Consider the following 22,944-nt stretch of genomic DNA (forward strand, 5'->3'; position numbering starts at 1 on the left):
GATGAGTGACATCGGCATGCGGCTCGACCACGTTCCGGCCGAGCCGGGCGGGAGCGGCGGCAACGGCGGCAACGGCGGCAACGGACCGTTGCAGGGCCCGTACCTCGCTTCGACACCGGAGGACAAGAAGAAGGCCGCCAAGTCCATCGAGCAGACCATCGAGCCGGGCACCCGCAAGGCCGGCGACCTGGCGGACGAGGCGACGAGCGCCGCGGTGAAGGAGTTCGGCCCGAAGGACGAGAACGGCTGGGTGACCTCACCGGCGCTCAAGACGGCGCACGACGCCTGGGACGACCAGATACAGGCCCTGCTGACCCGGCTGGGCGGCGAGAAGCAGTCCCTGCGCTCCGCGAACACCGTGCTCGGCGGCACCGATTTCCGGGTGGGAGCGAACTCCCAGCAGGTTCCGTCGCCGCTGGAGGGCTACTGACCTTCGCGGACTTGCCCGCCCCACGGCCCGTGCGGTCCGGGGGCCCTCGCGGCCCAGCTGCCGTTCCAGGCGGCGCCGGGCATCGGACGGGGTTGCCCATCCGCGGTGGCCCGGGTTTCCGGGGCAGGCCGGGAGCGCCTCTTCGACCCCGCCCGCCCATGTGGATCCGCTTCTCCGCCCTGGCCATCGCCCGGTAACCCCCCGAGCCTGCCCGCAGCCGTCGACACCCCCAGCCACCACCTGGGCTCACCCGCTACACTGACGCCGGTGCACAGCCTTCTCGGGCTGCGCACCACACGGCTCCAAGGGAAGATCACGGGACCTCGCGAACGTAACCGCGCTGCCCCACCCACCTCCCCAGAGCCCCGCCTCCGTAGCTCAGGGGATAGAGCACCGCTCTCCTAAAGCGGGTGTCGCAGGTTCGAATCCTGCCGGGGGCACAGCAAAACACCAGGTCAGGGGCCCTTTCGTCCATTGGACGGGAGGGCCTTCGTACTCGCAGCGCACATATCCTCGGCGCAGACGACCTCGCGGAGATGGGCGAGTCCACGACGAGCGGGAGGTACCCGAGGAGACCGAGGAGCTGGCCGGGGATACGGCCGCTGCTGCGATCGACCGGGCCCGGGAGGAATTTCGCCGACCGCGGCTGACCTGATCCGAAGGAGACACAAGGGGCCGTCCCACTGCCTCGGCGCGGTGGGACGGCCCCCTCGCTTACGGCTCCCGGCACGGATCACGCACACATCACACGGCGGCCGCCGCCACTTCATGGTTCCACCGTTCCCGCGGCGCCTTGCCCCCGGCCGCGTCCACGCGGACGTCAAACACTTGCAGAGACTCTTGAAGCGGGCCGAATACCTCGACCAGCTTGTTGTCGAGAGCGATCACTACGGCCCCAAGACCGGCCAAGCGGTCGCCAGAGTTAACCGGGAGCACCTTCTGGGCCGGCCCCCCACCCCCACCGACGATCCACGCATCACGCAGAAGGGCTGGGACGTCGTGTACCGCCTCGCCAGAGGCGGATGAGGGAAGGATCCCACCGCAATCCCGTCTCGGCCCGACGACCTCGGACCACCTGCCCGCCGCCTCCGGCCAGCCGCGCATCTACGTACCCCTGGCTGTACTCCACCGCTGCACACACAAGCTGCGAGGTTCGACGCATCCTTCACCTGCTGTGAATCAGCAGCTCTTCGAACTACGGGCCGACAACAGCCGACCAACCTGCGGGACACCACGGAGGCGCGCTCATCGGCTTCGGCGCCGGAGTCGCGTCCTCACATAGCGACCGAACGCAGGACACCGCGTATGCATGTGGACCGTGAGCCCCGGCCCCGACATGCTGATCTTCGCGTGACTTTCGAAGGTCTCACCTTGCCGAATCGGCCGGTCGCACCGCCAACAGATCATCACCGGCACACCTCGCGCATCCCATGCAACGTCCTCGAAAGGGCTCTGCGAGTGGGGCACGCGCGCCAGTTCGCCCGGCAGCGCGTGCATGTCGTCACGTGATCGAGCAGGGCTCGATAGGCCAGGGACATTGCCGGGTTCGCCGGCGACGAGGCACCGGCTCGGTCTGTTCTCTCGGCCACGTCGTCTCCCATCCGTCGGCCGTTCCCGGCGCCGTTCGCGCGGGCGCCGGAACCTCCGTGTCTCCTGATCGTCGACCCGGTCGCCAGGACGTAGGAACCACCGCCATTCACCACTTCAGGACGTCCCAGGTGGGGTACAACGTCCCTGCACACAGGCGAAGGAGGTGCCGGATGCCGAATGAGCGATTACGCGCGGCCATGGCGACCGGAGGGTGGACGTACGGCACACTCGCCGCAGCAACTGGCATCGACCCGAAGAGCGTCGAACGATGGGTGAACAAAGACCGGGTACCGCGGCAACAGACAGCGCACCAGGCAGCTGAGATCCTCCAAGAGGACGTGCATGCGCTATGGCCGGCGCTGCGCCAGCCGCGTAAGGCACGCACCATCAGCCCCGAGCTCTCGGCGCTGCACCCACGACGCGCCGATCTGCCGATAGCGGCCTACATCGATTTGTTCGGCCAGGCTCAGACCCAGGTCGACATCCTCGTCTACGCAGGCGTGTTCCTGCACGAGGGCTGGCCTCTCCTGAACGAGCTGCTGGCCGACCGGGCACGCGACGGCTGCCGCCTGCGCATCGCGCTCGGCGACGCCGACAGCACCGCCGTGCAACAACGCGGCCGCGAGGAGAGGTTCGGGCACGGCATCGAGTCCCGGTGCCGCCTCGCGCTGCTGCACTACCGGCCGCTGGTCGAGGTGCCCGGGGTGGAGGTCCGCACCCACGCGACCACGCTCTACAACTCCATCTACCGGGCCGACGACCAGATGCTCGTGAACGGGCACGTGTGGGGCGTCAACGCCTACCGCGCCCCAGTCTGGCATCTACGCCGAGCCGAGGACGGTGGGCTCTTCGACACCTATGCCGCCAGCTTCGACGCCGTGTGGGCCACCGCGAGCCCAATTGAGGAGTCGGCATGACCCGTACCGAGTACTACGACGATCCCGACGCGCCCCCGCCGAACTCGCTGGTGGTCGCCGCGTCCGCCGTCGTCTGTGACGAACAGGGCCGTGTCCTCATGCAGCGCCGTCGGGACAACGATCTGTGGGCGCTGCCGGGCGGCGGTATGGAGATGGCGGACAGCCTGCCCGGGACCGCCGTGCGCGAAGTCAAGGAAGAGACCGGTTTCGACGTCGAGGTCACGGGCCTGGTCGGTACGTACACCGACCCGCGGCACATCATCGTCTACACCGACGGCGAAGTGCGTCGCCAGTTCAACGTGTGCTTCCGGGCCCGGATCCTCGGCGGCGAGCTGGCCGTCTCGGACGAGTCGACCGAGTTGCGCTTCGTCGACCCGGCCGAGTTCGGAGGACTGCCGATGCACCACACCCAGCGGCTGCGCCTCCAGCACTTCCTTGAGGACCGTTCCTCGCCGTACCTGGGCTGACAGCGACGCCCGGGGTCGGCCGTAGTGCGGTGCGCAGGGCGACTCCAGGACGCCGCCATGGTGACTGCGATCGTTCGTGAGAGGCGGGACGAGCAAGGCCGGGGTGGTCTCGGTTCCGATTTTCGGTAGGAGGGCGGGCAGGGCCGCAGGTGCGGGCCAGGCAGGAGTCCGTCCGGCCGTCAGGCCCCGGCCGGACCCCGCTGCACCCGTGTCGCGTCGCCTCACCCCGCCCCGCCAACCCCCTCGCCCCCGAACCCCCGGCCCCCGGCCCCGCGGGTCCCCGTCAGTGCTGTCGCCAGGGCCGAGATCGCTGCCGTTGCTGCCAGGGTGCCCAGCATGACCATCGCCACGCCCACCGCGAAGAGGCCGCTGGCGTCGTCCGACCAGTCGATGTACGCGGCCGCGGTCAAGCCTGCCGTCGTGCCGAACACCGCGGCGGTCCGGAGGTTCCGGGAGGCCGCCCAGACCACCGGGAGCAGCAGCGTCACCGCGAGGCCGATCACCTGCCAGGCCTCGTACGGGCCGGTCGTCGAACCGTCCGGGTGGGTGTCCCGGTGTTGGTCCCAGCCCAGCCAGGCGGCCCAGGCCGCCGCGGCGATCCCGGCCATGGCCAGGAGGGACAGGAAGGACGAGAGGGAGGGGCGCTGGTGGCGGGGGGTCCCGGGGCGTTGTTCCATGCGTTCAGCGTCGCCGATCGGTCATCGCCCGGCCCAGAGCACACGTACTCAGGTGGAGTGAGTAGGTGAGTACCGGCGGTGCGTGAGTACGGGGCCGGCGCCCTTGCGGCTCCGGGCCTGCTCACCCCCGGCTTACGCCCTGCGCCGGCCCCACGCACGCGTGCACATGCATGTCGTGCCAGCCGTCCGTGTGCAGCGCCGCACTCCGCCGCGTCCCCTCCAGCACGTAGCCCGCCTTCGCCGCCACCCGGCAGGACGCCTCGTTGCGGGTCGAGTGCTGGAGTTCCAGGCGGTGGAAGCCCGCGGTGAACGCCCAGGACGTCAGCGTGGTCAGTGCGCGGGGGGCCACCGCCTGGCCTCGGGCGGGCGGCAGTACCCAGTAGCCGATCTCGGCGTGGCCCTCCAGGAGGTCCATGTCGCGCAGCGCCATCCTGCCGAGCGGTGCGTCGTCGGCGGCCCGGGTCACCAGCCACTGGGCCGCCTCCTCACGCTGCCAGCTCTGGTGCGCCGTCTCCACCCAGGCGCGGGCCTCATCGAGTGACTCCATGCTGCGGGCGTGCCAGTAGCGCACGGCCGGGTCCTGGAAAGCGGCGTGGACCGTCGGTGCGTCCTGCGGTTCGGGGGCGCGGAGGACGAGGTCGCCGTCCTGGGTGCGCAGGGTCGGTTGGGTGGTCGCGGAGAAGGTGCCGGGCTGGATGGTGTGCTTGATCTCGATCGGCATGCCCCGCATCATCGCCGGGCACCCACCGGACCCGCATCAGGGATTCCGGAGCCACCTCAACCGGCCCGCATCAGAGATTCCGCGGCCATCTCAACCCCGCCCCGGATCAGAACCCCCGCCCCGCACCGGCGCCCCCGCATCAGCGATTGCGCGGCGCCGTCTCCGGCAGCCTCCACGTGCACACCGCGCTCGCCAGCCCCGCCGCCGCCATGTACCCCGCCAGGTACCAGGGGCGGTCGCCCCCCGCGTCGACCAGGAGCGTCGCCACGAACGGGGACGTGCCCGCGAAGATGACGCCGTTGATCTCGCGGACGAAGACGAGGCCGCTGTAGCGCACCTCGGTCGGCAGCGACTCGGCGTAGAACGTGCCCGCCACCGCGAAGATCGAGTTCAGCATCAGGGCGAACGCGATGGTGATCGCCAGGTAGATGAGCCACGGCTCACGCGTGTCCACCAGCCAGAAGAACGGGTACGCGAAGAGCGTGATCGCCACCGCGCCACCGATCATCACGGGCTTGCGGCCGATCCGGTCCGAGAGTGCGCCGGCCAGCGGGATCGTGAGGATGGAGACGGCCGAGGCGATCGTGATGCCGAGGACCGAGGTGCCCGACGACAGGCCGAGCTGGTTGGTGAGGTAGCTGGGCAGGTAGCCCTGGATGGCGTACGAGGCGATGGCCGTGGCGCAGCCGGAGCCGATGAGCAGGGCGATGGCCTTGGGCCGCTCCTTGATCGCGGCGAGGACGGGGAGCTTCTCGCGGTTGCCGCTGTCGCGGGTGGCCTCGAACTGCTCCGTCTCGGGTGCCGCGTTGCGGATCAGCAGGGCGATGACCACGACGACCGCGCTGGCCAGGAACGGGATGCGCCAGCCCCACGCGAGGAAGTCGTCCTCGGGCAGCGTGGAGACGGCGGCGACCGCGCCGGAGGCGATGACGACGCCGATGAACTCGCCGGCACCGGGCAGCGATCCGTAGAAGCCGCGCTTCTCGGCCTGCGCGGCTTCCGTCGACATGACGTACGCGCCGCCGAGTTCCGCGCCGACGCCGAAGCCCTGGAGCATCCGGCAGACGACGAGCAGGACCGGGGCCCAGATGCCGATCTGGTGGTAGGTCGGCAGGAAGCCGATGGCGAGGGTGCCCGCGCCCATCAGGATCACGGTCAGGATCAGGACGGGGCGGCGGCCGATCCGGTCGCCGAGGTGGGCCAGGACGAGGCCGCCGACGGGGCGGACCGCGAAGCCCAGGCCGAACGTGGCGAAGGAGGCGAGGGTCGCCGCGAGCGGGGAGACGTCGGGGAAGAAGACCTTGTTGAAGACGAGCGCGGCGGAGGCGCCGAAGAGGAAGAAGTCGTACCACTCCAGGATCGAGCCGACGACACTCGCGGCGGCTGTGCGGCGCTGGCGCGTGCGAGCGCTCATCGTTCGTGTGCCGGCGCCCGTCTGTGTGCCGTCGCCCGTCGACCGCGTGCCGGCGCTTGTCGTGCGGGGCGGCTGTGGGCCGTTCCCGGGGGCGGTCTCCTGGTGGTGGGTGGACGCGCTCGTCTTCGGGCTCATCTCACTCCCTTTCACGCGGTGGGGGGATGCCTGGGCGATGTCTGGGGGGCGCCTCGGTGCGTGCTGTTGCAACATGTGCACGCCTGTTGCGCAAAGGCTGCTAATGTTCTTCATGGGCCCGGCGGGATGTCAATGGCATGCCGCCCGGACACCGACGAGAGGTCTGTGGAGGAGTGGTGATGACCGGTACGGCGGTCTGCATCGGCGAGACGATGGCGCAGGTCACGCCCGCCGACGGGGCGGGGCTCGAAACCAGCCGCGAGCTGCGGCTCGCCGTCGCGGGCGCCGAGTCCACCGTCGCCCAGTACCTCGCCGACCTCGGCCACCGGGCCGCCTGGGTGAGCCGCGTCGGCGACGACCCGTTCGGCCGGCGGATCGTGGCGGCGGTCGCCGCGCGCGGGGTCGACGTGCGCGGCGTACGGGCCGACCCGGACGCCCCGACCGGCGTCTACTTCAAGGACCCGGGCCCCGACGGCACCCGCGTGCACTACTACCGGGCCGGTTCCGCCGCCTCCCGGATGGGTCCCGGCGACGCCGACCGCGTCGAGCTGGCCGGCGCCCCGCTGCTGCACCTGACCGGCATCACCCCTGCCCTGTCCGAGGGGTGCGCCGCGCTCGTGCGGACCCTGCTCGACCGGGCCGCCGACACCGGCACTCCGGTCTCCTTCGACGTCAACTACCGGCCTGCCTTGTGGAGTTCGCGCGAGGAGGCCGCCTCCGTCCTGTACGAGCTAGCCCGGCGGGCCGACGTCGTCCTCGTCGGCCGGGATGAGGGCGAGGCGCTGTGGGGCACACCGTCCGCGGAGGACATCCGCGACCACCTGGCGCCGCGCGGCACCCTGGTCGTCAAGGACGGATCCGTCGGCGCCACCGAATTCGCGGACGAGACAGCGGCGTTCGTGGCGGCGCCCGCCGTGGACGTCGTCGAGGCCGTCGGCGCCGGGGACGCCTTCGCCGCCGGATACCTGAGCGCCCTGCTGAACGGCGCCCCGGCGGCCGGACGCCTCGCCCTCGGCCACCGGCTCGCCGGCCGCACCCTGCGCAGCATCGAGGACTACGTGCCCGCCACCGCGACGGCGACAGAGGGGAACTGACGTCGTGTCACAGACCGTACGGCGGGCCATCGACATCCTGGAGTTCGTCGCCCGCTCACCCCGCACCCAGACCGAGGTCGGCGAGCACCTGGGCGTGCACCGTTCGACGGCGCTGCGCATCCTGGAGTCGCTCACCGAGGGCGGGCTCGCGCGCCGGCTCCCCGACGGGCGGTACGCGGTCGGGCACCGGCTCGCCGGACTGGCCCATCTCGCCCTGGAACAGTTCGGGTTGAAGGACGTGGCCGGCGAGCACCTGCGGGCCCTCGGCGCGCGCTGCGGACACACCGTGCACCTGGCCGCGCTCGAAGGCGACCGCATCGTGTACGCGGACAAGGTCGACCCGGTGGACGGGGTGCGGCTCTACTCGCAGATCGGCCGCCCGGTGACCCTGCACACCGCCGGCGTCGCCAAGGCGATCCTGGCGCACCTGCCGCGCGAGCGCGCCGACGCGCTCCTCGCGGACTGCGACTTCGCGCCGCACACCGGCACGACGCTCACCGACCCCGCCGCCTACCGCCGGGCCCTCGACGAGACGCGGGCGCGCGGCTGGTCCGTCGACGACGGCGAGTACGAGGACTACGTGAACTGCGTCGCGGTCCCCGTCCGGGACAGCGGCGGCGAGGTGGTCGCGGCGGTGTCCGTGACCGCGCTCAAGGCGAAGGCGGACCTCGACGCGCTGCGCGCCGACGTCCTGCCCGACCTCATGACCACCGCAGAGACGATCTCCAAGGAGCTGGGATGGCGACCGTGACCACCACGTTCGACGAATTGTTCGCGGGGGTGCCCGTGATGGCGATCCTGCGGGGCATGCCCGCCGACAGATCCGTCGAACTGGCCGTACGCGCCTGGGACCTGGGCATCGAGTGCGTCGAGGTGCCCGTGCAGGACGAGGCGGCGGGGCAGGTGCTGGCCGCGGTGGTGGCGGCCGGGGCGGCGCGCGGCAAGGCGGTCGGCGCGGGCACCGTGACCTCCGTGGAGCGGCTGGAGCGGGCGGTGGCGGCGGGGGCCGCGTTCACCGTGGCGCCGGGTCTTGACGCCGGGGTGGCCCGGGCCAGTGCCGCGGCCGGGCTGCCGCATCTGCCCGGGGTGGCGACGGCCGGTGAGGTGCAGGCCGCGCGGGGGCTGGGGCTCGGGTGGCTGAAGGCGTTCCCGGCGAGTGTGCTGGGGGTGGAGTGGTTCCGGGCGATGCGGGGGCCGTTCCCGGAGGTGCCGTTCGTGGCTACGGGTGGGGTCGATGCGGGGAGCGCTGCCGCTTATCTGGAGGCCGGGGCGCGGGTGGTCGCCGTGGGGTCGGCGCTGGAAGATCCCGGGCAGCTGTCCCTGCTGGCCGAGCTGCTGGCGCACTGACACGGGGCCCCGCCCCGGACCCTGCTCCTCAAGCGCCGGAGGGGCTGGAAATGCGGGGCCCCGCCCCAGACCCGCTGCCCCCGGCCGGAAGCGGAAGCAAGCCGGCGCACTGACACGGGGCCCCGCCCCGGACCCCGCTCCTCAAGCGCCGGAGGGGCTGGATTCGGAGCCCGAATCGATGACTGGAGTCACACCCATGCAGATCACCTCCCTCACCACCTACCTCGTCGCCCCCCGCTGGCTCTTCCTGAAGATAGAGACGTCCGAGGGCGTCACCGGCTGGGGTGAACCCGTCGTCGAGGGGCGGGCCCACACCGTCGCCGCCGCCGTCGACGAGCTCTCCGACTACCTCGTGGGCAAGGACCCGCTGCGCATCGAGGACCACTGGCAGGTCATGACGAAGGGCGGCTTCTACCGTGGCGGGCCCGTCCTGTCCTCCGCCGTCTCCGGGATCGACCAGGCCCTGTGGGACATCAAGGGCAAGGTGCACGGCGTCCCCGTCCACGACCTGCTCGGCGGGGCCGTGCGCGACCGGATGCGGATGTACTCGTGGATCGGCGGCGACGACCCGGGCGAGGCCGCCGAGCACGCGCGCGAGCGGCTCGAACAGGGTTACCGGGCCGTGAAGATGAACGTCGGCGGCCGGCTCAAGCACCTGGAGACGGCGCGCGAGATCGACGCCGTCGTCGCCCGTGTCGCCTCCGTGCGCGAGGTCATGGGGCCGGACGGGGACGTCGCCGTCGACTTCCACGGGCGGACCTCACCGGCCCTCGCCAAGCAGCTCGCCCGCGCCCTTGAACCGTTGCGCCCGCTGTTCATCGAGGAGCCGCTGCTTCCCGAACTGACCGGACGGTACGGCGAGTTCACCGCCGCGACCACCATCCCCGTGGCCACCGGCGAGCGCCTCTACTCACGCTGGGACTTCGACCCCGTCCTGCGCTCGGGCATCGCCCTCGCCCAGCCCGACCTCTCGCACGCCGGCGGCATCTCCGAGGTGCGCCGGATCGCCGCGCAGGCCGAGGTGCACGGCGTGGGGCTCGCCCCGCACTGCCCGCTCGGGCCGATCGCGCTCGCCGCCTGCCTCCAGGTGGACTTCGCGAGCCCGAACGCGTTCATCCAGGAGACCAGCCTCGGCATCCACTACAACGTCGGCTCCGACCTCGGTGACTACCTCGTCGACACGTCCGTCTTTGAATTCGACTCCACGGACGGGCACATGGCGCGCCTCACCGCGCCCGGCCTCGGCATCGAGGTCGACGAACAGGCCGTCATCAGGGCCGCGGCGACCGGTCACCGCTGGCACAACCCGGTCTGGCGGCACACGGACGGTTCCTTCGCGGAGTGGTGACAGCGCCGCGGCGCCCGAGCTGACCCGGAGCGGCTTCGGCTGAGGCAGCCCGGGCACCCGTAGCACCCCCGGAGCACCCGGAGCGCCCCGTAGAGCCGGCGGAGTGGCACCCCCGCCCACCCCGCTGGCACCCCGCTAACACCCCGCCGACCCCCACGGCACAACCCACCCCTCCATACAGGGGCCGATCCCGGCCGTCCGCACCTATTCTGGGTCGCCATGGAGGGGGACTCCTCGGGGCCGTTGATCGTCATGCCCGCGTCGGACGCGCCGCGTGACGCCGATGTCGTCCTGCCCGCCGAAGGACCCGACGTGTCGGCGCTGCCGGAGATCCGGCCCCGCGAGCCCGTCGGCACCGACCCCCACGACGAGCGGCCCGGCCTGGCCCCGGGCGAGCTGCTCGCCGGGCAGTACCGGGTGGTGCGGCGGCTCGGGCTCGGCGGGATGGGGGACGTGTACCTCGCCCGCGACGAGAAGGTCGACGACCGCGAGGTCGCCGTCAAGACGCTGCGGGCCCGCCAGGCGGGGCTGTACGCGCACGCGCTGGAGGAGGAGCGGCAGGCGTTCGCCGACCTCAACCACGAGGGCATCATCCCCGTCTTCAACTACGGCACCCACGAGACGGTGGGCGACTTCCTCGTCCTGCCCTACGTCGACGGGCTCAACCTGGACGAGGTCCGCACGCTCGCCCGGCTCGCCCCGGAGCGGTTCGGCGGGCCCCGCTTCCACGAGTTCGTGCTCGCGTACGGCATCCGCGTCCTGTCCGCCCTCGACCACCTGCACGTGCGGCCGCCCGGCTCCCCGCCGCTGGTCTACGGGGACGTGAAGCCGCAGAACGTGATGCACGACGGGTCCGCCATCAAGGTCGTGGACGTCGGCTCGATCCGGCCCGCGGGCGCGCCCGGCCTGACGACGTACGGGTTCCGCGCCCCGAACGTGCGGCTGCGGCCGAACGAGGTGGCCGGTGCCAGCGAGCCCCAGGACGACCTGTTCGGACTCGGCGAGACACTGCGCACCCTGTGCGGGCTCGGCGAGCACGCCCGCGACCTCGGGCCGCTCGGCGCGCTCGACCGGCTCCGGGACGGCGACACGCTCGCGGCCCGCGCCGCGCTGCTGACCACCACCCCCGCCCCCGCCGGCCTCGGCCTGCTCTCGCTGGCCCGTGTGCTGCGCCGCGCCACCCGCTCCACGCCCGCCGACCGGTTCGCCGACGCCCGCGAGATGGAGGGGCAACTGCGGGGTGTGTGGCGGGAGTTGCGGTCGTTGCGGACCCGGGACGAGACCTTCGAGCCGTCGCCGCTCTTCCTCCAGTCGCCGTACGCCCTCGACGGCGGCCTGGGCACCGCGCCCGCCCTGCCCCGGTGGGCCGTGCCGCCCGGCGAGGACCCGCCGGGCCCGCTGCACGCGCCGCCGGCCGCCGCCGACGCCGCGGCCCGCCTGCCGGTGCCCCGGCCCGACCCGCACGACGACCACCATGAGGAGCTGAGCCGGCTCGCCGACGCCGACCCCGCCGCGCTGCTCCAGACCACCGCGGGCTGGCACGACTCCGTCGAGGTGCGCCTGCTGCGCTGCCGGCTGCGGCTGCGGGTCGCGCTGCGCGCCGAGCCCGACGACGCCGGGCTGCTCCTCGCCGAGCAGGAGCTGGGCGGCGCCGCCGACGCCCTCGGCCCCGAGCGCGCCCGCCGCGACTGGCGTATCGACTGGCACCGCGGGCTGCTCGGGCTCGCCCGCGACGACGCCGCGGGGGCCCGCGACCACTTCGACCGGGTCTACGGGGCGATCCCCGGCGAGTACGCACCCAAGCTCGCCCTCGGCCACTGCGCCGAGCGCCTCGGCCGCCACCACGAGGCGCTCACCCTCTACGAGGCGGTGCGGCTGCGCGATCCGTCGCTGGGCAGCGCCGCGTTCGGGGCCGCGCGGGCCCGGCTCGCCCTCGGCGGGCCGCGGGCCTGCGCCGCCGCGACCGAGGCGCTCGACGCGGTGCCCCAGCACTCCCGGCACCGCACCGCCGCCCGCACCGCGACCGTGCGGATCGCCGTCGAGTACGCCGCGGGCACCGAGCCGCTCGGCGCCGCCCTGACCCGGCTCGCCCGCCTCTTCACCGAGCACGGCCTCACCGACGAGCAGGCCCGCGTGCGGATGAAGGCCGAGGTGTGGGAGGCGGCCCAGCAGCTCGTGGCGGGCGGCGTCGTCACCACCGACGGGCTGCGGCGGCTGGCCCGGCAGACGGCCGCCCGCGACGGTGAGGCACGCGACGCGGGAGCACGGCTCGCCTTCCCCGGCCGGGAGCGGGCGCTCGCCGAGGACCTCTCCCGCTTCTACCTCTTCCTCGCGCGCCAGACGCGCCGCTCGGCGGAGCTGCCGGGCGCCGACGCGATCGTCGAACGCCTCCTGGACCGCGCCTACCTGGTGCGCCCGCTGGCCCTGCGCCACTACCGCGAGCGCCGACCGCTGACCGCCCTGCTCCGCCCCCGGCCGGGACGGCGGACGTGAGGCGGCCACCCCGCCCGCCGGTGCCCCGCTGGGCCCGCGTCCTGGGCCGCCTGCTGTGGCCGCCGGCCGGCCGGGTCCGCAACCGCGCCTACCTGCGCGACCGGCTGATCGCGCTGCCGCTGCTCACCGCCGTCGCCTTCGCCACGCTCGGCTGGGCCTACGCCGACGTCCGCGACGACGCGGACCACATCCGCACCCAGCTCGCCCCGGCCCTCGGCGACCTGGCCGACGCCCGGATCTCGCTGCGGATCGCCCAGCGGGAGGCCGAGGTCAGCCTCGACGCGGGGCACGCCGTCGAACTCTCCGGGCTCGGCCCCCGCTACACCGCCCGTACCGGCGCCGCCGCCCAGGACATCGCCCGGCTCTCGCGCGGCGGCGCGTTCGGCCCGGCCCAGCGCCAGGAACTCGACGTCGTCTCCGGGCTCATCGACGGCTACGAGGAGTGGATCGCCTGGGCCAGGACGAACGTGGCCGAGCCGTCGCTGCGCCGGGCCGGGCTCGCGTACGCGCAGAGCATGCTGTGCTCGCAGACCACCGCCGAACCCGCGACCGACCGCAGCGCGCCGTACCCGCCGTGCGGGGCCGCGCGGGGCGTCGACGCCACGACCGTCGTGGACCGCATCGCCGCCCTCGAACGCGAGCTGCGCGCCCGCCTCGACGCGCGCGCCGCCCTCGGCCCCGGCGTCCTGGCGGCCGCCGCGGTCTCGCTGACCGCCTTCACCCTCCTCGCGGTGGGCCTGTGGCGCACGCTCGTCTTCCTGCACCGCCGGATGCGGATACGGGTCAGCGTGCCGCTGCTGGCCGCCGCGCTGCCGCTGCTCCTGGTGCCGTGGGCGGTCGCCGACGGCGTCCGGTCGTGGAGCGCGCAGCGCGACGCGGTGCCGTACGCGGAGGTCCTCGCGGACCGGGCGGCGCCCGCCGTCGAGGTCGCCCTGGACCGGGACCCGCGGGCCGTGCCGGGCCCGGCGGCGATCCGCCCGGCGACGGCCCGGATGGAACGCACCGTGGGCCGGGGCCGGCTCGGGGACGTCGGGGCCGCCGCGGGCTGGGTGCTGCCGGTGGGCGTGCTGGCCGCCGGGGTGCTCGCGGGCACGCTGCACGCCTACCGCCGCGAGTACCTGGTGGTCGGCCGGGCCGGAGGCGCCGCGTGAGCGCCGGGTCCCGGCGCGGCCGCCGGGCGCGGCGGGCCCTGCACGGGGTGCTGGTCGCCTGCCTGGTGGGACTGGCGGCGCTCAGCGGCGGCTGCGCGGGCGGCGGCAGCACCCAGATCACCGTGCTCGGCCCGTGGACCGGCCCGGAGGGCGCCGCGTTCGAGAGCGTCCTGCACGAGCTGTCCGAGGGCTCCGGCCACCGCTACGTCTACAAGGGCACCCGCTCCCTGCGCGAGACCCTCGTCGCGCAGCTCGCCGCCGACGCGCCGCCGGACGTCGCCATCCTCAACAGCATCGGCGAGCTCACCGAGTACGCGGCCCGGGACGAGCTGAAGCCCCTCGATCCGTCCACCGCCGAGCGCGCCTACCCGCCCTGGTCCCCCACGCTCATGGTCGACGGCCGCCGCCGCACGTACTGGGTGCCGCTCAAGGTCGACCTGAAGAGCCTGATGTGGAGCAGGACGACGGCCGCGGGCGCCCGCGAACGGTGGTGCATCGGCATGGCGGCACAGGCCACGTCCGGCTGGCCCGGCACCGACTGGGTCGAGGACATCCTGCTGCACCAGGCGGGCCCGGCCACCTATACGCAGTGGGCGACGGGGCAGCTCGACTGGGCGAAGTCCCCCGCGGTGCGGCGGGCCTTCACCACCTGGGCGCAGCTGCTCGCCGCGGGCGGGCCGCGCTCCGACGCGGCGGTGGAACGCTCCCTGACCCTGTCGTTCTGGGGCACGGCCGACCCCCGCTCCCCGGCCGGCGACCCGCGGGGCCTGCTCGGCGGGTCGCTGCCCGGCTGCACGCACGAGCACCAGGGCTCGTTCGTGCGGTTCGTGTACGCGCCGCGCGACGACATCCGGGTCGAGCCGGCCGCGCGGTTCCTGCGGGGCTCGGCCGCGTACAAGAAGGCGTTCGAGGTGTCGGGCGACATGGCCGCGGTGCTGACCGACAGTGCGGGCGCGCAGGAGCTGGTGAAGCGCCTGACCAGCGAGGACGGCCGCGCCCAGTGGTCCCGGGCGGCCCGGCCGCACCTGCGGCCCTTCTTCCCCGACCGCTCGGACCCGCGGCCCGAGGACGACGCGGCGGCGCAGGAGATCGCCACCTACCTCACGGACGACACGAACACGCTGTGCTTCGACGCGTCCGACGTGATGCCGCCGGTGCTGCGCGACGCGTTCTACCGGGCGGTCCTCACGTACTTCCGCAGCCCGCAGGAGCGGACACTGACGGAACTGCTCACGCAGCTGGAGACGGTCCGCACCCAGATCGCGGCCCCCACGACCCCGGCGACGATCCGCCCGGCGACGGACATCTGCCGCTGACGGACCAAGCCCCTCCGGCGTTTGAGGAGCGGGGTCCGGGGCGGAGCCCCGTGTCCTGAGCCGGGCCCCGGGTCACTGGAGCTCCTCCGGGCAGGGCGTCCCCCGGGACCACCACTTGTAAGGCGCCGCCAGGTGATACGTGCCGGCCCGCGGCGCCACCAGCCGGGTCCACCTGTCCCCGGAGTCGTCCTCATCCGTCTCGAAGAGACACCCGTGCACGTTGGCGTACCGCTTCGGCGCCGACTCGTCCCGCTCCCGCGCCCGCTTCGACGCCTCCGTCTCCCGCGGGGCCTCCAGCGCCTTGCCGTCGGAGTCGACGACCGCGAGCCACGGCGAGTACGGCACCCGGATGAGGACCGGCCCCGGCTCGGTCACCTCGATCGTCAGCTCGGCCTGCTCGGCGGCGTCCACGACGGCGTGCGGCTCGGCCATCGGCGTCGGGTCGGTCACGGCGAACAGCTGCCAGTTGGCGTCGCCCCACACCTGCGTGAGGTAGGGCAGCCCGCGCCGGACCAGCTCCCGCTCGCGTTCGCCGCCGTCGCCGTCCGGCTCGCCCTTGGGCAGCACGACGTAGTGCACGGCCCAGCGCTTGAGCCATTCGTGGTAGTTCGCCGAGTTCAGGGTGTCGTCGTAGAAGAGCGGGTTGCGCTTCATGTCGGCCTGCCGGGTCCAGCCGCGGGCCAGGTTCACGTACGGGGCGAGCGCGGAGGCCTCGCGGTGCGAGCGCGCGGGGACGACCTCGACGCGGCCGCGCTCGGCCTTGACCCCCTGCAGTTCGTTGACGAGGGGGGCGAGTTCGCGGGCCCAGGACGCGGCGGGCGTGGTGTGGACGATGTCGTCCACCGACTTGAACCCGATCCAGAAGTTCAGCCCGGCGAAGGCGATCACGGTGACGTACCACTTGCGCGAGCGGGGCACGGTGAACGGCAGGACGGCGAGGAGCGCGACGCCCGCGAAGAGCATCGGCAGGCGCGTGATGTTGGAGCCGATCTGCGAACTGATCAGCCAGACGAGCAGCACGGACAGGGTGTAGACGGCGGAGGTGATCCGGACCGTCAGCCACTGCCTGGGCGCGAGGACGTAGAGGAGGACGCCGTAGACCATCGGCAGCAGCGCCGACCAGAACGACATCGGCTGCGTGCCGGAGAACGGGAAGAGCCACGCCGAGAGGCCGACCACGACGGCCGGCGCGATGCCGAGCGCGTACGCCCCGGGGCGCCGCTTCTGGAGGAAGAGCGCGACGGCGACGAGCCCGACGAACAGCCCTGCCACCGGGGAGCAGGCCGTCGCGATCCCGGCGAGCGACGCGGCGACGGCGGCCTTGGCCCACCGCTTGTAGCGCCAGCGGTACGGCCAGCAGAAGACCCCGGCGACCGCCGCGAGGCCGAACATTATGCCGAGCCCGAAGGTGACGCGTCCGGACGCCGCGTTGCACAGCAGGGCGAAGACCCCGGCGAGCGCGGGCCACAGCGGCTTGGCGACGATCCGGGTCCGGATCAGCAGCAGCGTCAGCAGGGCGGCGGAGAGGGTGCCCGCGACCATCATCGTCGTCCGCACGCCCAGCACGGACATCAGGTACGGCGACACCACGCTGTACGAGACGGGGTGCATGCCGCCGTACCAGGCGAGGTTGTACGCGGAGTCGGGGTGCCGGCCGACGAACTCGGCCCAGGCGTCCTGCGCGGCCAGGTCGCCGCCGCTGTTCGCGAAAGTGAAGAACCAGATGACGTGCAGGACGGCGGCGACGGCGGTGGCGACGAGGACGGGGTGCCGCTCGGCGCGCGCCACCCATCGGGGGGCGCGGCGCTGCTGGGCATCGCCGGTACGGGGCTCGTCCGCGGTCGCGTCGCCGGAACGGGGCTCGTCCGCGGCCGCGTCGCCGGTACGGGGCTCGTCCGCGGCCGCGTCGCCGGTCCCGTTCTCGCTCCCGTCGCCGGTCCCGGTCGCGGTCCCGTTCCCGGGTCCGGGTCCGGGTCCGGCAGGGTTCTGGTCCCCCGGGGTCCGGGGCTCGGCCGGGGGCCGTATTCGTACCCGCCCGGCGCCCGGCTCGGCGTCGTCGGCGCGCGTCGGCTCCGCTGTGGTCACTGCTGACACTCCCCGTACCCGTACCGTCGTCCGCGACCGAGGGAACGTCCCGGTCCTGCCCCGGTCTCGCGACGCTAGCACGGGCGCCGCGCCCGGGCGCCACGGGAGGCCGGTGCTCCGGCCTCCCGCGGACGGCCTAGGCGACGCGCTTGATCTTCGCGCCGAAGCCCGGCTCGGCGAGGTCCTTCTGGAGCGCCACGGGGACCTCGACGGCGTCGTTCTTGCCGTCGCCCACGCTCAGCACGCCGACCTCGGTGCCGGCCTTCGCGGTGTGCGGGATCGTCGCGCCCTTCTTCTGGTCGAGCGCCAGCCGGACGGTCAGGCCCGACCAGCCGACCGCGGAGACGTCCTTGGTCGCGACGACCGGGGTGGTGCCGCCCAGGCCGTCGTCGACCTCGCCGACCACGTCGCCCTTCTTCACGATGGTCTTGGCGGTGAGCGCGCTCTGCCCCGCCTGGATCAGCCGCTGGACGACGCCGGTGACCTCGTCGATGTTGGCGGTGCCGTTGCGCCCGTACTGGCCGAGGGCCGCGCCGATGATCGTCTGGGTCTTCCCGCCGACCTTCTTCTCCGCGGCGAAGAGGATGTTGCCGCCGGCCGCGGTGGTGGTGCCGGTCTTGATGCCGATGGCGACGGTGGGGACGAGCCCGAAGAAGTTGTTCTGCTTGTCGCCGTTCAGGTCCACGTAGCTGGGCTGGCGGGAGATCTCCTTGAAGACCGGGTTCTCCATCGCGGCCCGGCCGAGCTTGACCAGGTCGTCGGCGGTGGAGACGGTCGTCTTGTCCAGGCCGCTGGGGTCCGTGTAGGTGGTGTTCTTCATGCCCAGCTCCTTGGCGGTCTTGTTCATCTTGTCGACGAACTGGTCCTCCGAGGAGCTGCCGGTGTCCCAGCGGGCGAGCAGTTTGGCCACGTTGTTCGCCGACGGCAGCATGACCGCCTGCAGCGCCTCGTACTCGGGGAGCTGCTGGCCCTCGGTGACCTTCACCACCGACTCGTTCTCGGCCTTTCCGGTCTCGTAGTGCTTCTGCGCGGCCGCGTCGACCGGGATCTTCGGGCCCTTCTCGCCGGTCTTCAGCGGGTGGTCGCGCAGGATCAGGTAGACGGTCATGACCTTGGCGATGCTCGCGATCGGTACGGGCTTCTGCGTACCGGACATGCCGAACGTGCCGATGCCGTTCACGTCCATGGCCGCCTGGCCCTGGCCGGGCCACGGCACGGACGGCTTGCCGCCCTCGAACGAGACGGTCTCCTGGGCGGTGAGGTCCAGCGTCGGCGCCGGGAGCGGACGCACGGTCTGTACGACTGCGAACACCACGATGAGGAGCAGGACCAGCGGCGTCCAGATCTTGACCCGGCGCACGGTGGTGCGGACCCGGGTCTCCGGGGGCGGCGGGGTGTTGGTCAGCTCGGCCAGCAGGTCGATCGGCGGCTTCGGGGGCAGCGGCTGCTGCGTGGTCCGCTCCGGGGCGGCCGGCTCGGCGGCCCCGGTGGAACCGCCCGCACCGGTCGCGGCGGGCCCGCCGGGTGTCGCCGGCGCGGCCTTCCCGTCGAGCTGCCGCAGCGGCACGAACCGGCTGGTCCGCTCGGCATCGCTCTCGGCCCGCTGCGGAGCGGCGGGCGACTTCAGGGTGGTGGTCGGCTGATCGACGGGCGGCGCGACAGCCTTGAACACGGCGGTCGGCTGATCAACCCCTTGCGCCCCGGACCGGGGACCAGGGGTTTTGACGGACTCCGCACCCTTGGCGGGGGCGGGTTGGCCCCCCTTTGCGGGGGCGGCCTCGGAGGGCTGGGCACCCTTTGCGGGGGCGGCCTTCGAAGGCGCGGCGCCCTTGGGCTCGGCGGCCTTGGGGGCCTCGGTGCCCTTGGGGTCAGCGGCCTTGGGAGGCTCGGTGCCCTTGGGGTCGGCGCCCTTGGCGGGGGCCGTCTTGGAGGGCTCGGCGTCCTTGGGCTCGGCGTCCTCGGCCGGGACGGTGGTGGCAGGCCCGACACCCGTGGCCGGGGTCGGCTCAGCATCGGCGGGCCCGGAAGCGGGGTCGGAAACGCCCTTGGCAGGCCCGACACCCGCGGCCGGAACCGCCGCCGCAGGCCCGACACCCGTGGCCGAGGTCGGCTCAGCGTCGCCGGGTTCGGAAGCCGGGTCGGAAACGCCCTTGGCAGGCTCGGCATCCCCGGCAGGGGTCGGCTCGGCATCGACGGGCTCAGCGTCCTCAGGCTCGGAAGCCTGGGCGGACACAGCAGCACCCTCGGCCGGGACGGCCGGGGTGGATACGCCCTTGGCGGGCTCGCCGCCCTCGGCCGGGGCCGCCGTCGCGGGCCCGGCACCCTTGGCGGGCGCCGGCTCGGCATCGGCAGGCTCGGAAATCCGGGCCGACTCAGCGTCCCGCGCCGGAGCCGCCGAAGCGGGCTCAGCACCCTCAGCCGGAGCCGCCGTAACAGGCTCAGCGTCATGGGCCGGAGCCGCCGAAGCGGGCTCGGCACCCTTGGCCGGAGCCGCCGTAACAGGCTCAGCGTCCCGCGCCGGGGCCGCCGAAGCGGGCTCGGCACCCTCGGCCGGAGCCGCCGAAGCGGGCTCAGCACCCTCGGCCGGAGCCGCCGTAACAGGCTCAGCGTCCCGCGCCGGAGCCGCCGAAGCGGGCTCGGCACCCTCGGCCGGAGCCGCCGAAACGGGCTCAGCACCCTCAGCCGGAGCCGCCGTAACAGGCTCAGCGTCATGGGCCGGGGCCGCCGAAGCGGGCTCGGCACCCTCGGCCGGCGTCGGCTCCGCGTCGACAGGCTCGGCGTCCTCAGGGTCTACGGCCCTGGGCTCGGCCTTCCCCGCATCGGCGGTCTCGGCCCCACCGGGAACCTGCGCCGCGGCGCCCTTGGCAGGCTCGGCGGACTCTGCCGCGCCGGACCCCGACCCGGCGGGCTCATCGCCCCCGGCACCAGCGGACCCGGCCGCCTCGCTGCCGCCGGGCCGCACCGACCCGGCCCCAGCACCGACGGACTTCGCTCCCGCAACCTCGCCACCGGCACCGGCACCGGCACCGGCGCCGGCACCCGGCCCGCCGTCCTCGGCGTCTCCGGACACCGACCCGGCGGCCCTCGCCGAGCCACCCGGAGCCGCTCCAACGCCCTGGACGCCCTCGGCCCCCTCGGCGCCCCCGGCGTCAGACCCGCTCCCGGCGCCCTCAGCGCCTTCCGCGTCCCCGGGAGACCCCCCGGAGACCCACGCCGCCACGGCGGCCCTCAGCCGCTCGTCCCCGGGCTCCTCCGCGGAGGCAGCCCCGGCCGCACCCGCCCCTTCCGCGGAGCCGGCTTCCTCCGTGGAGGCGGAGCCACCCGCGGAACCGGAACCTTTCTCCGTCTCCGCGACGTCACGGACCGAGAAGACGGCCGTCGCCTGATCCACACCCGAGCCCGACGGGGTCTCCCGCGCCACCGCGAGGCGCGGGTCCCGTTCGTCCGGGGCCGGGCTGCCCGACGTCTTCCGCTCTTCGCCCGACCTGTCCGGGGTCCCCGCCACCGATGCCTCCTCGACCGCTCACCACTTAGCGCCGGACAGGCCGATCCTGTCCGCCCTGTCCGGCCTGTCTGGCCCTGCCTGACCCTGTCCGAACCATGTACCAGTGTCCTGTGTGGGGGCTTAACCCTCGTGGTAGACGAGAACGACATACCTACTGGTTCCCGCCCAAAGCCACCACGCACTCTCGACAGACCAATGTGAGAGGGGTCACCCTGTCATTCATCCACGCGGGGAGGCATGGATGGGCAGGAGCCGCAGAACACTTCCGGAGGAGCTTCTGCTGCTGGCGCTGGACCCGACCACGGGTACCACCGCACAGCCGCAGTCGCTCGACCTAGGTCTGGCCGGAGCACAGCTAGTAGAGCTGGCGCTGGCCGGACGGATAGCCCCAGACGGGGATCGTATCGCCGTGGTGGCACCACGGCCGACCGGAGATCCGACTCTGGACTGCGCGTTGGAGTTGCTGCGAAGGCGTGGCGCTCCCGTGCGGGCAGTCCACTGGATTGGCGGGCCGCGTCTCGGGCTGCGCCAGACCTACCTCTCGCACCTGGAGCGATGCGGCATGGTGCATGCCGTGGCGGGCCAGATGTGCGGGGTACTGCCGACGACTCGCTATCAGGCGACGGACACGGCGATCAGCCGGGAGATCAGGTCCCGGCTGGACTCAGCGATCCGGACCGGCGTCCCGCCGGACCCCCGGACCGCGGCGCTCGCCGCGCTGGCCCACGCGGTCGGACTCGGCAAGCACCTGTACCCGGGCAATGAGGGACGCTCGTCCCGCTCCCGGCTGCGGGACCTGATCAGGCACGACCCGATGGGCGGCCTCGTGGCGCACGCCGTGATGGACGTCCAGAACGGTGTGGCCGCCGCGCCGCGCCGCTCGCCCGCCGCCCCGGCGGGCCGGGGAGCACCGGAGCCCGCCAGGGGTGTTCCGATGCAGCCGCGTCACGGCTCCATGGCTCGCGCCGTGGCCCACTAGACCGGCAGCACGACCGCACCGCCAGCACCACCCGCACCCGCTACACCGCAGGCACCGCACGCACCACCCGCACCGCTCGCACAGCACCACCCGCAACAGCGCCGCGCCGCAGTCCCCAAGACCCGGTCCGGGAGCCGCTGTACCGCGCGGGGTGATGATCCGGAGGTCCGCAGGACGGCCCCGGCCATCGCCCCGCGCGGTCGCGTTTGCGCTGGCGGGCCCGCACACACATCCGGAGTTTCCCAGCGGCGGGCCGCCCTCCAGTGGCAATCTGCTGAACAGCAGATACGCAACGTAGAAATACGCAACGTACAAAAAGATGCACGCAGCCGGAGGTGCACGTCCCGTGGCGTCCAACGTCAATCCCACCGTCAGGCGACGCCGGTTGGGCCAGGAGCTGCGTCGGCTCCGCGAGCTCAAGGGCATGACCGCCGAGGAGGTCGCCGAGCGCCTGCTGGTCTCGCAGTCGAAGATCAGCCGCCTGGAGAACGGGCGGCGCAGCATCAGCCAGCGCGACGTACGCGACCTGTGCGGGGTGTACGAGGTCGAGGACCACCGGATCGTCGACTCGCTCATGCAAATGGCCAAGGACTCGCGCCAGCAGGGCTGGTGGCACTCCTTCGGCGACATCCCGTACAGCGTCTACATCGGTCTGGAGACCGACGCCGCGAGCCTGCGCGTCTACGACCCCCAGGTCGTGCCCGGCCTGCTGCAGACCCGGGGGTACGCGGAGGCGCTGATCAACGGCGCGCTGCCGGAGACCACCCCGCAGGACATCGAGAAGCGCGTCCAGGTCCGCATGCGCCGCCAGGAGCGCATCCAGGCGCCGGAGAACCCGCTGCGCCTGTGGACCGTGCTGGACGAGGCGGCGCTGCGCCGGGGCGTCGGCGGCCGGCACATCATGCGCGAGCAGCTGGACCACCTGGTCGAGCAGTCGCAGCTGCCGCACGTGACGGTGCAGGTGATCCCGTTCGAGATGGGCGCGCACCCCGGGCTCAACGGGCAGTACGCGATCCTGGAGTTCCCCGACGCGGCGGACTCCAGCGTGGTCTACATCGAGGGCGTCACCAGCGACCTGTATCTGGAGAAGGCCAACGACGTACAGAAGTACAGCGTCATGTACGAGCATCTGCGGGCCCAGGCGCTGAACGTGGAGCAGTCCCGCCAGTTCATCTCGGAGATCGCCAAGGAGTACGCCCGCTGAGTCGGCGGCGGCCGGCTCCAGGCCCCTTTCCGGAAGGTCGAATTCCGTTTTTCGGCCGCTCCGCCACCCCC

Annotated in this window: 18 protein-coding genes and 1 tRNA gene; 13 read left to right on the plus strand and 6 right to left on the minus strand. The window is 73.2% G+C overall.

Annotated features, from left to right (window positions below; genetic code table 11):
* Window position 1: 1 nt before the first annotated feature.
* Window positions 2–430, plus strand: a complete 429-nt coding sequence (locus ACIBW6_RS20325; protein ID WP_399061414.1) for a hypothetical protein — start codon at window positions 2–4, stop codon at window positions 428–430.
* Window positions 431–797: 367 nt separating this feature from the next.
* Window positions 798–870, plus strand: a tRNA-Arg gene (locus tag ACIBW6_RS20330).
* 304 nt (window positions 871–1,174) lie between these two features.
* Here the strand turns inward: ACIBW6_RS20330 and ACIBW6_RS20335 are convergent.
* Window positions 1,175–1,318 carry a hypothetical protein gene (locus ACIBW6_RS20335; RefSeq protein ID WP_399061415.1) on the minus strand — a complete coding sequence of 48 codons (144 nt, stop codon included), beginning with the start codon at window positions 1,316–1,318 and terminating at the stop codon, window positions 1,175–1,177.
* 872 nt (window positions 1,319–2,190) lie between these two features.
* Here ACIBW6_RS20335 and ACIBW6_RS20340 point away from each other — a divergent pair.
* Both ACIBW6_RS20340 and ACIBW6_RS20345 read left to right on the plus strand, forming a co-directional pair.
* A complete protein-coding gene (locus ACIBW6_RS20340; protein ID WP_399061417.1) occupies window positions 2,191–2,937 on the plus strand; it encodes an XRE family transcriptional regulator in 747 nt (248 codons plus the stop codon).
* On the plus strand, window positions 2,934–3,404 hold the full coding sequence (locus ACIBW6_RS20345) for an NUDIX domain-containing protein (RefSeq protein WP_399061418.1): 471 nt from the start codon (window positions 2,934–2,936) through the stop codon (window positions 3,402–3,404). Before ACIBW6_RS20340 ends, ACIBW6_RS20345 begins: the two co-directional genes overlap by 4 nt.
* 221 nt (window positions 3,405–3,625) lie before the next feature.
* Here the strand turns inward: ACIBW6_RS20345 and ACIBW6_RS20350 are convergent, their stop codons facing one another.
* From ACIBW6_RS20350 to ACIBW6_RS20360, 3 genes are all read right to left on the minus strand, one after another.
* Complete coding sequence (locus ACIBW6_RS20350; protein WP_399061420.1) at window positions 3,626–4,081, minus strand: hypothetical protein; 456 nt, start codon at window positions 4,079–4,081, stop codon at window positions 3,626–3,628.
* Between the two features lie 121 nt (window positions 4,082–4,202).
* Entirely contained in the window at window positions 4,203–4,802 is a 600-nt protein-coding gene (locus ACIBW6_RS20355; RefSeq protein WP_399061421.1) for a GNAT family N-acetyltransferase, read from the minus strand.
* A gap of 139 nt (window positions 4,803–4,941) precedes the next feature.
* Window positions 4,942–6,216: an MFS transporter gene (locus ACIBW6_RS20360; RefSeq protein ID WP_399061423.1), complete on the minus strand. Its 1,275-nt coding sequence runs from the start codon at window positions 6,214–6,216 to the stop codon at window positions 4,942–4,944.
* A gap of 314 nt (window positions 6,217–6,530) precedes the next feature.
* Between ACIBW6_RS20360 and ACIBW6_RS20365 the strand changes: the two genes are divergently transcribed.
* From ACIBW6_RS20365 to ACIBW6_RS20395, 7 genes are all read left to right on the plus strand, one after another.
* Window positions 6,531–7,445, plus strand: a complete 915-nt coding sequence (locus ACIBW6_RS20365; protein ID WP_399061425.1) for a sugar kinase — start codon at window positions 6,531–6,533, stop codon at window positions 7,443–7,445.
* 4 nt (window positions 7,446–7,449) lie between these two features.
* On the plus strand, window positions 7,450–8,196 hold the full coding sequence (locus tag ACIBW6_RS20370) for an IclR family transcriptional regulator (protein WP_399061427.1): 747 nt from the start codon (window positions 7,450–7,452) through the stop codon (window positions 8,194–8,196).
* A complete protein-coding gene (locus tag ACIBW6_RS20375; protein ID WP_399061428.1) occupies window positions 8,184–8,792 on the plus strand; it encodes a bifunctional 4-hydroxy-2-oxoglutarate aldolase/2-dehydro-3-deoxy-phosphogluconate aldolase in 609 nt (202 codons plus the stop codon). Before ACIBW6_RS20370 ends, ACIBW6_RS20375 begins: the two co-directional genes overlap by 13 nt.
* 196 nt (window positions 8,793–8,988) lie before the next feature.
* On the plus strand, window positions 8,989–10,140 hold the full coding sequence (gene dgoD / locus ACIBW6_RS20380) for a galactonate dehydratase (protein WP_399061430.1): 1,152 nt from the start codon (window positions 8,989–8,991) through the stop codon (window positions 10,138–10,140).
* Window positions 10,141–10,359: 219 nt separating this feature from the next.
* Complete coding sequence (locus ACIBW6_RS20385; protein WP_399061431.1) at window positions 10,360–12,633, plus strand: tetratricopeptide repeat protein; 2,274 nt, start codon at window positions 10,360–10,362, stop codon at window positions 12,631–12,633.
* Window positions 12,630–13,784, plus strand: a complete 1,155-nt coding sequence (locus ACIBW6_RS20390) for a hypothetical protein (protein WP_399061433.1) — start codon at window positions 12,630–12,632, stop codon at window positions 13,782–13,784. The genes ACIBW6_RS20385 and ACIBW6_RS20390 overlap by 4 nt, the downstream gene beginning before the upstream one ends.
* Window positions 13,781–15,100 carry an alpha-glucoside ABC transporter substrate-binding protein gene (locus ACIBW6_RS20395; RefSeq protein ID WP_399061435.1) on the plus strand — a complete coding sequence of 440 codons (1,320 nt, stop codon included), beginning with the start codon at window positions 13,781–13,783 and terminating at the stop codon, window positions 15,098–15,100. The genes ACIBW6_RS20390 and ACIBW6_RS20395 overlap by 4 nt, the downstream gene beginning before the upstream one ends.
* A 72-nt stretch (window positions 15,101–15,172) precedes the next feature.
* Here ACIBW6_RS20395 and ACIBW6_RS20400 read toward each other — a convergent pair whose 3' ends face one another.
* Both ACIBW6_RS20400 and ACIBW6_RS20405 read right to left on the minus strand, forming a co-directional pair.
* The gene (locus tag ACIBW6_RS20400) at window positions 15,173–17,185 is read right to left on the minus strand and encodes an MFS transporter (protein WP_399061436.1); all 2,013 of its coding nucleotides are present in this window, start codon (window positions 17,183–17,185) and stop codon (window positions 15,173–15,175) included.
* A gap of 136 nt (window positions 17,186–17,321) precedes the next feature.
* Window positions 17,322–18,857: a D-alanyl-D-alanine carboxypeptidase gene (locus tag ACIBW6_RS20405; protein WP_399061437.1), complete on the minus strand. Its 1,536-nt coding sequence runs from the start codon at window positions 18,855–18,857 to the stop codon at window positions 17,322–17,324.
* 2,074 nt (window positions 18,858–20,931) lie between these two features.
* On the opposite strand from ACIBW6_RS20405, the gene ACIBW6_RS20410 reads away from it, so the two are divergent.
* Both ACIBW6_RS20410 and ACIBW6_RS20415 read left to right on the plus strand, forming a co-directional pair.
* On the plus strand, window positions 20,932–21,669 hold the full coding sequence (locus ACIBW6_RS20410; RefSeq protein ID WP_399061439.1) for a GPP34 family phosphoprotein: 738 nt from the start codon (window positions 20,932–20,934) through the stop codon (window positions 21,667–21,669).
* Between the two features lie 346 nt (window positions 21,670–22,015).
* Window positions 22,016–22,873, plus strand: a complete 858-nt coding sequence (locus ACIBW6_RS20415; protein WP_399061441.1) for a helix-turn-helix domain-containing protein — start codon at window positions 22,016–22,018, stop codon at window positions 22,871–22,873.
* The last annotated feature ends 71 nt before the right edge of the window (window positions 22,874–22,944 follow it).

The sequence above is a fragment of the Streptomyces sp. NPDC049813 genome (assembly GCF_044465085.1).
Classification (GTDB): Bacteria; Actinomycetota; Actinomycetes; order Streptomycetales; family Streptomycetaceae; genus Streptomyces.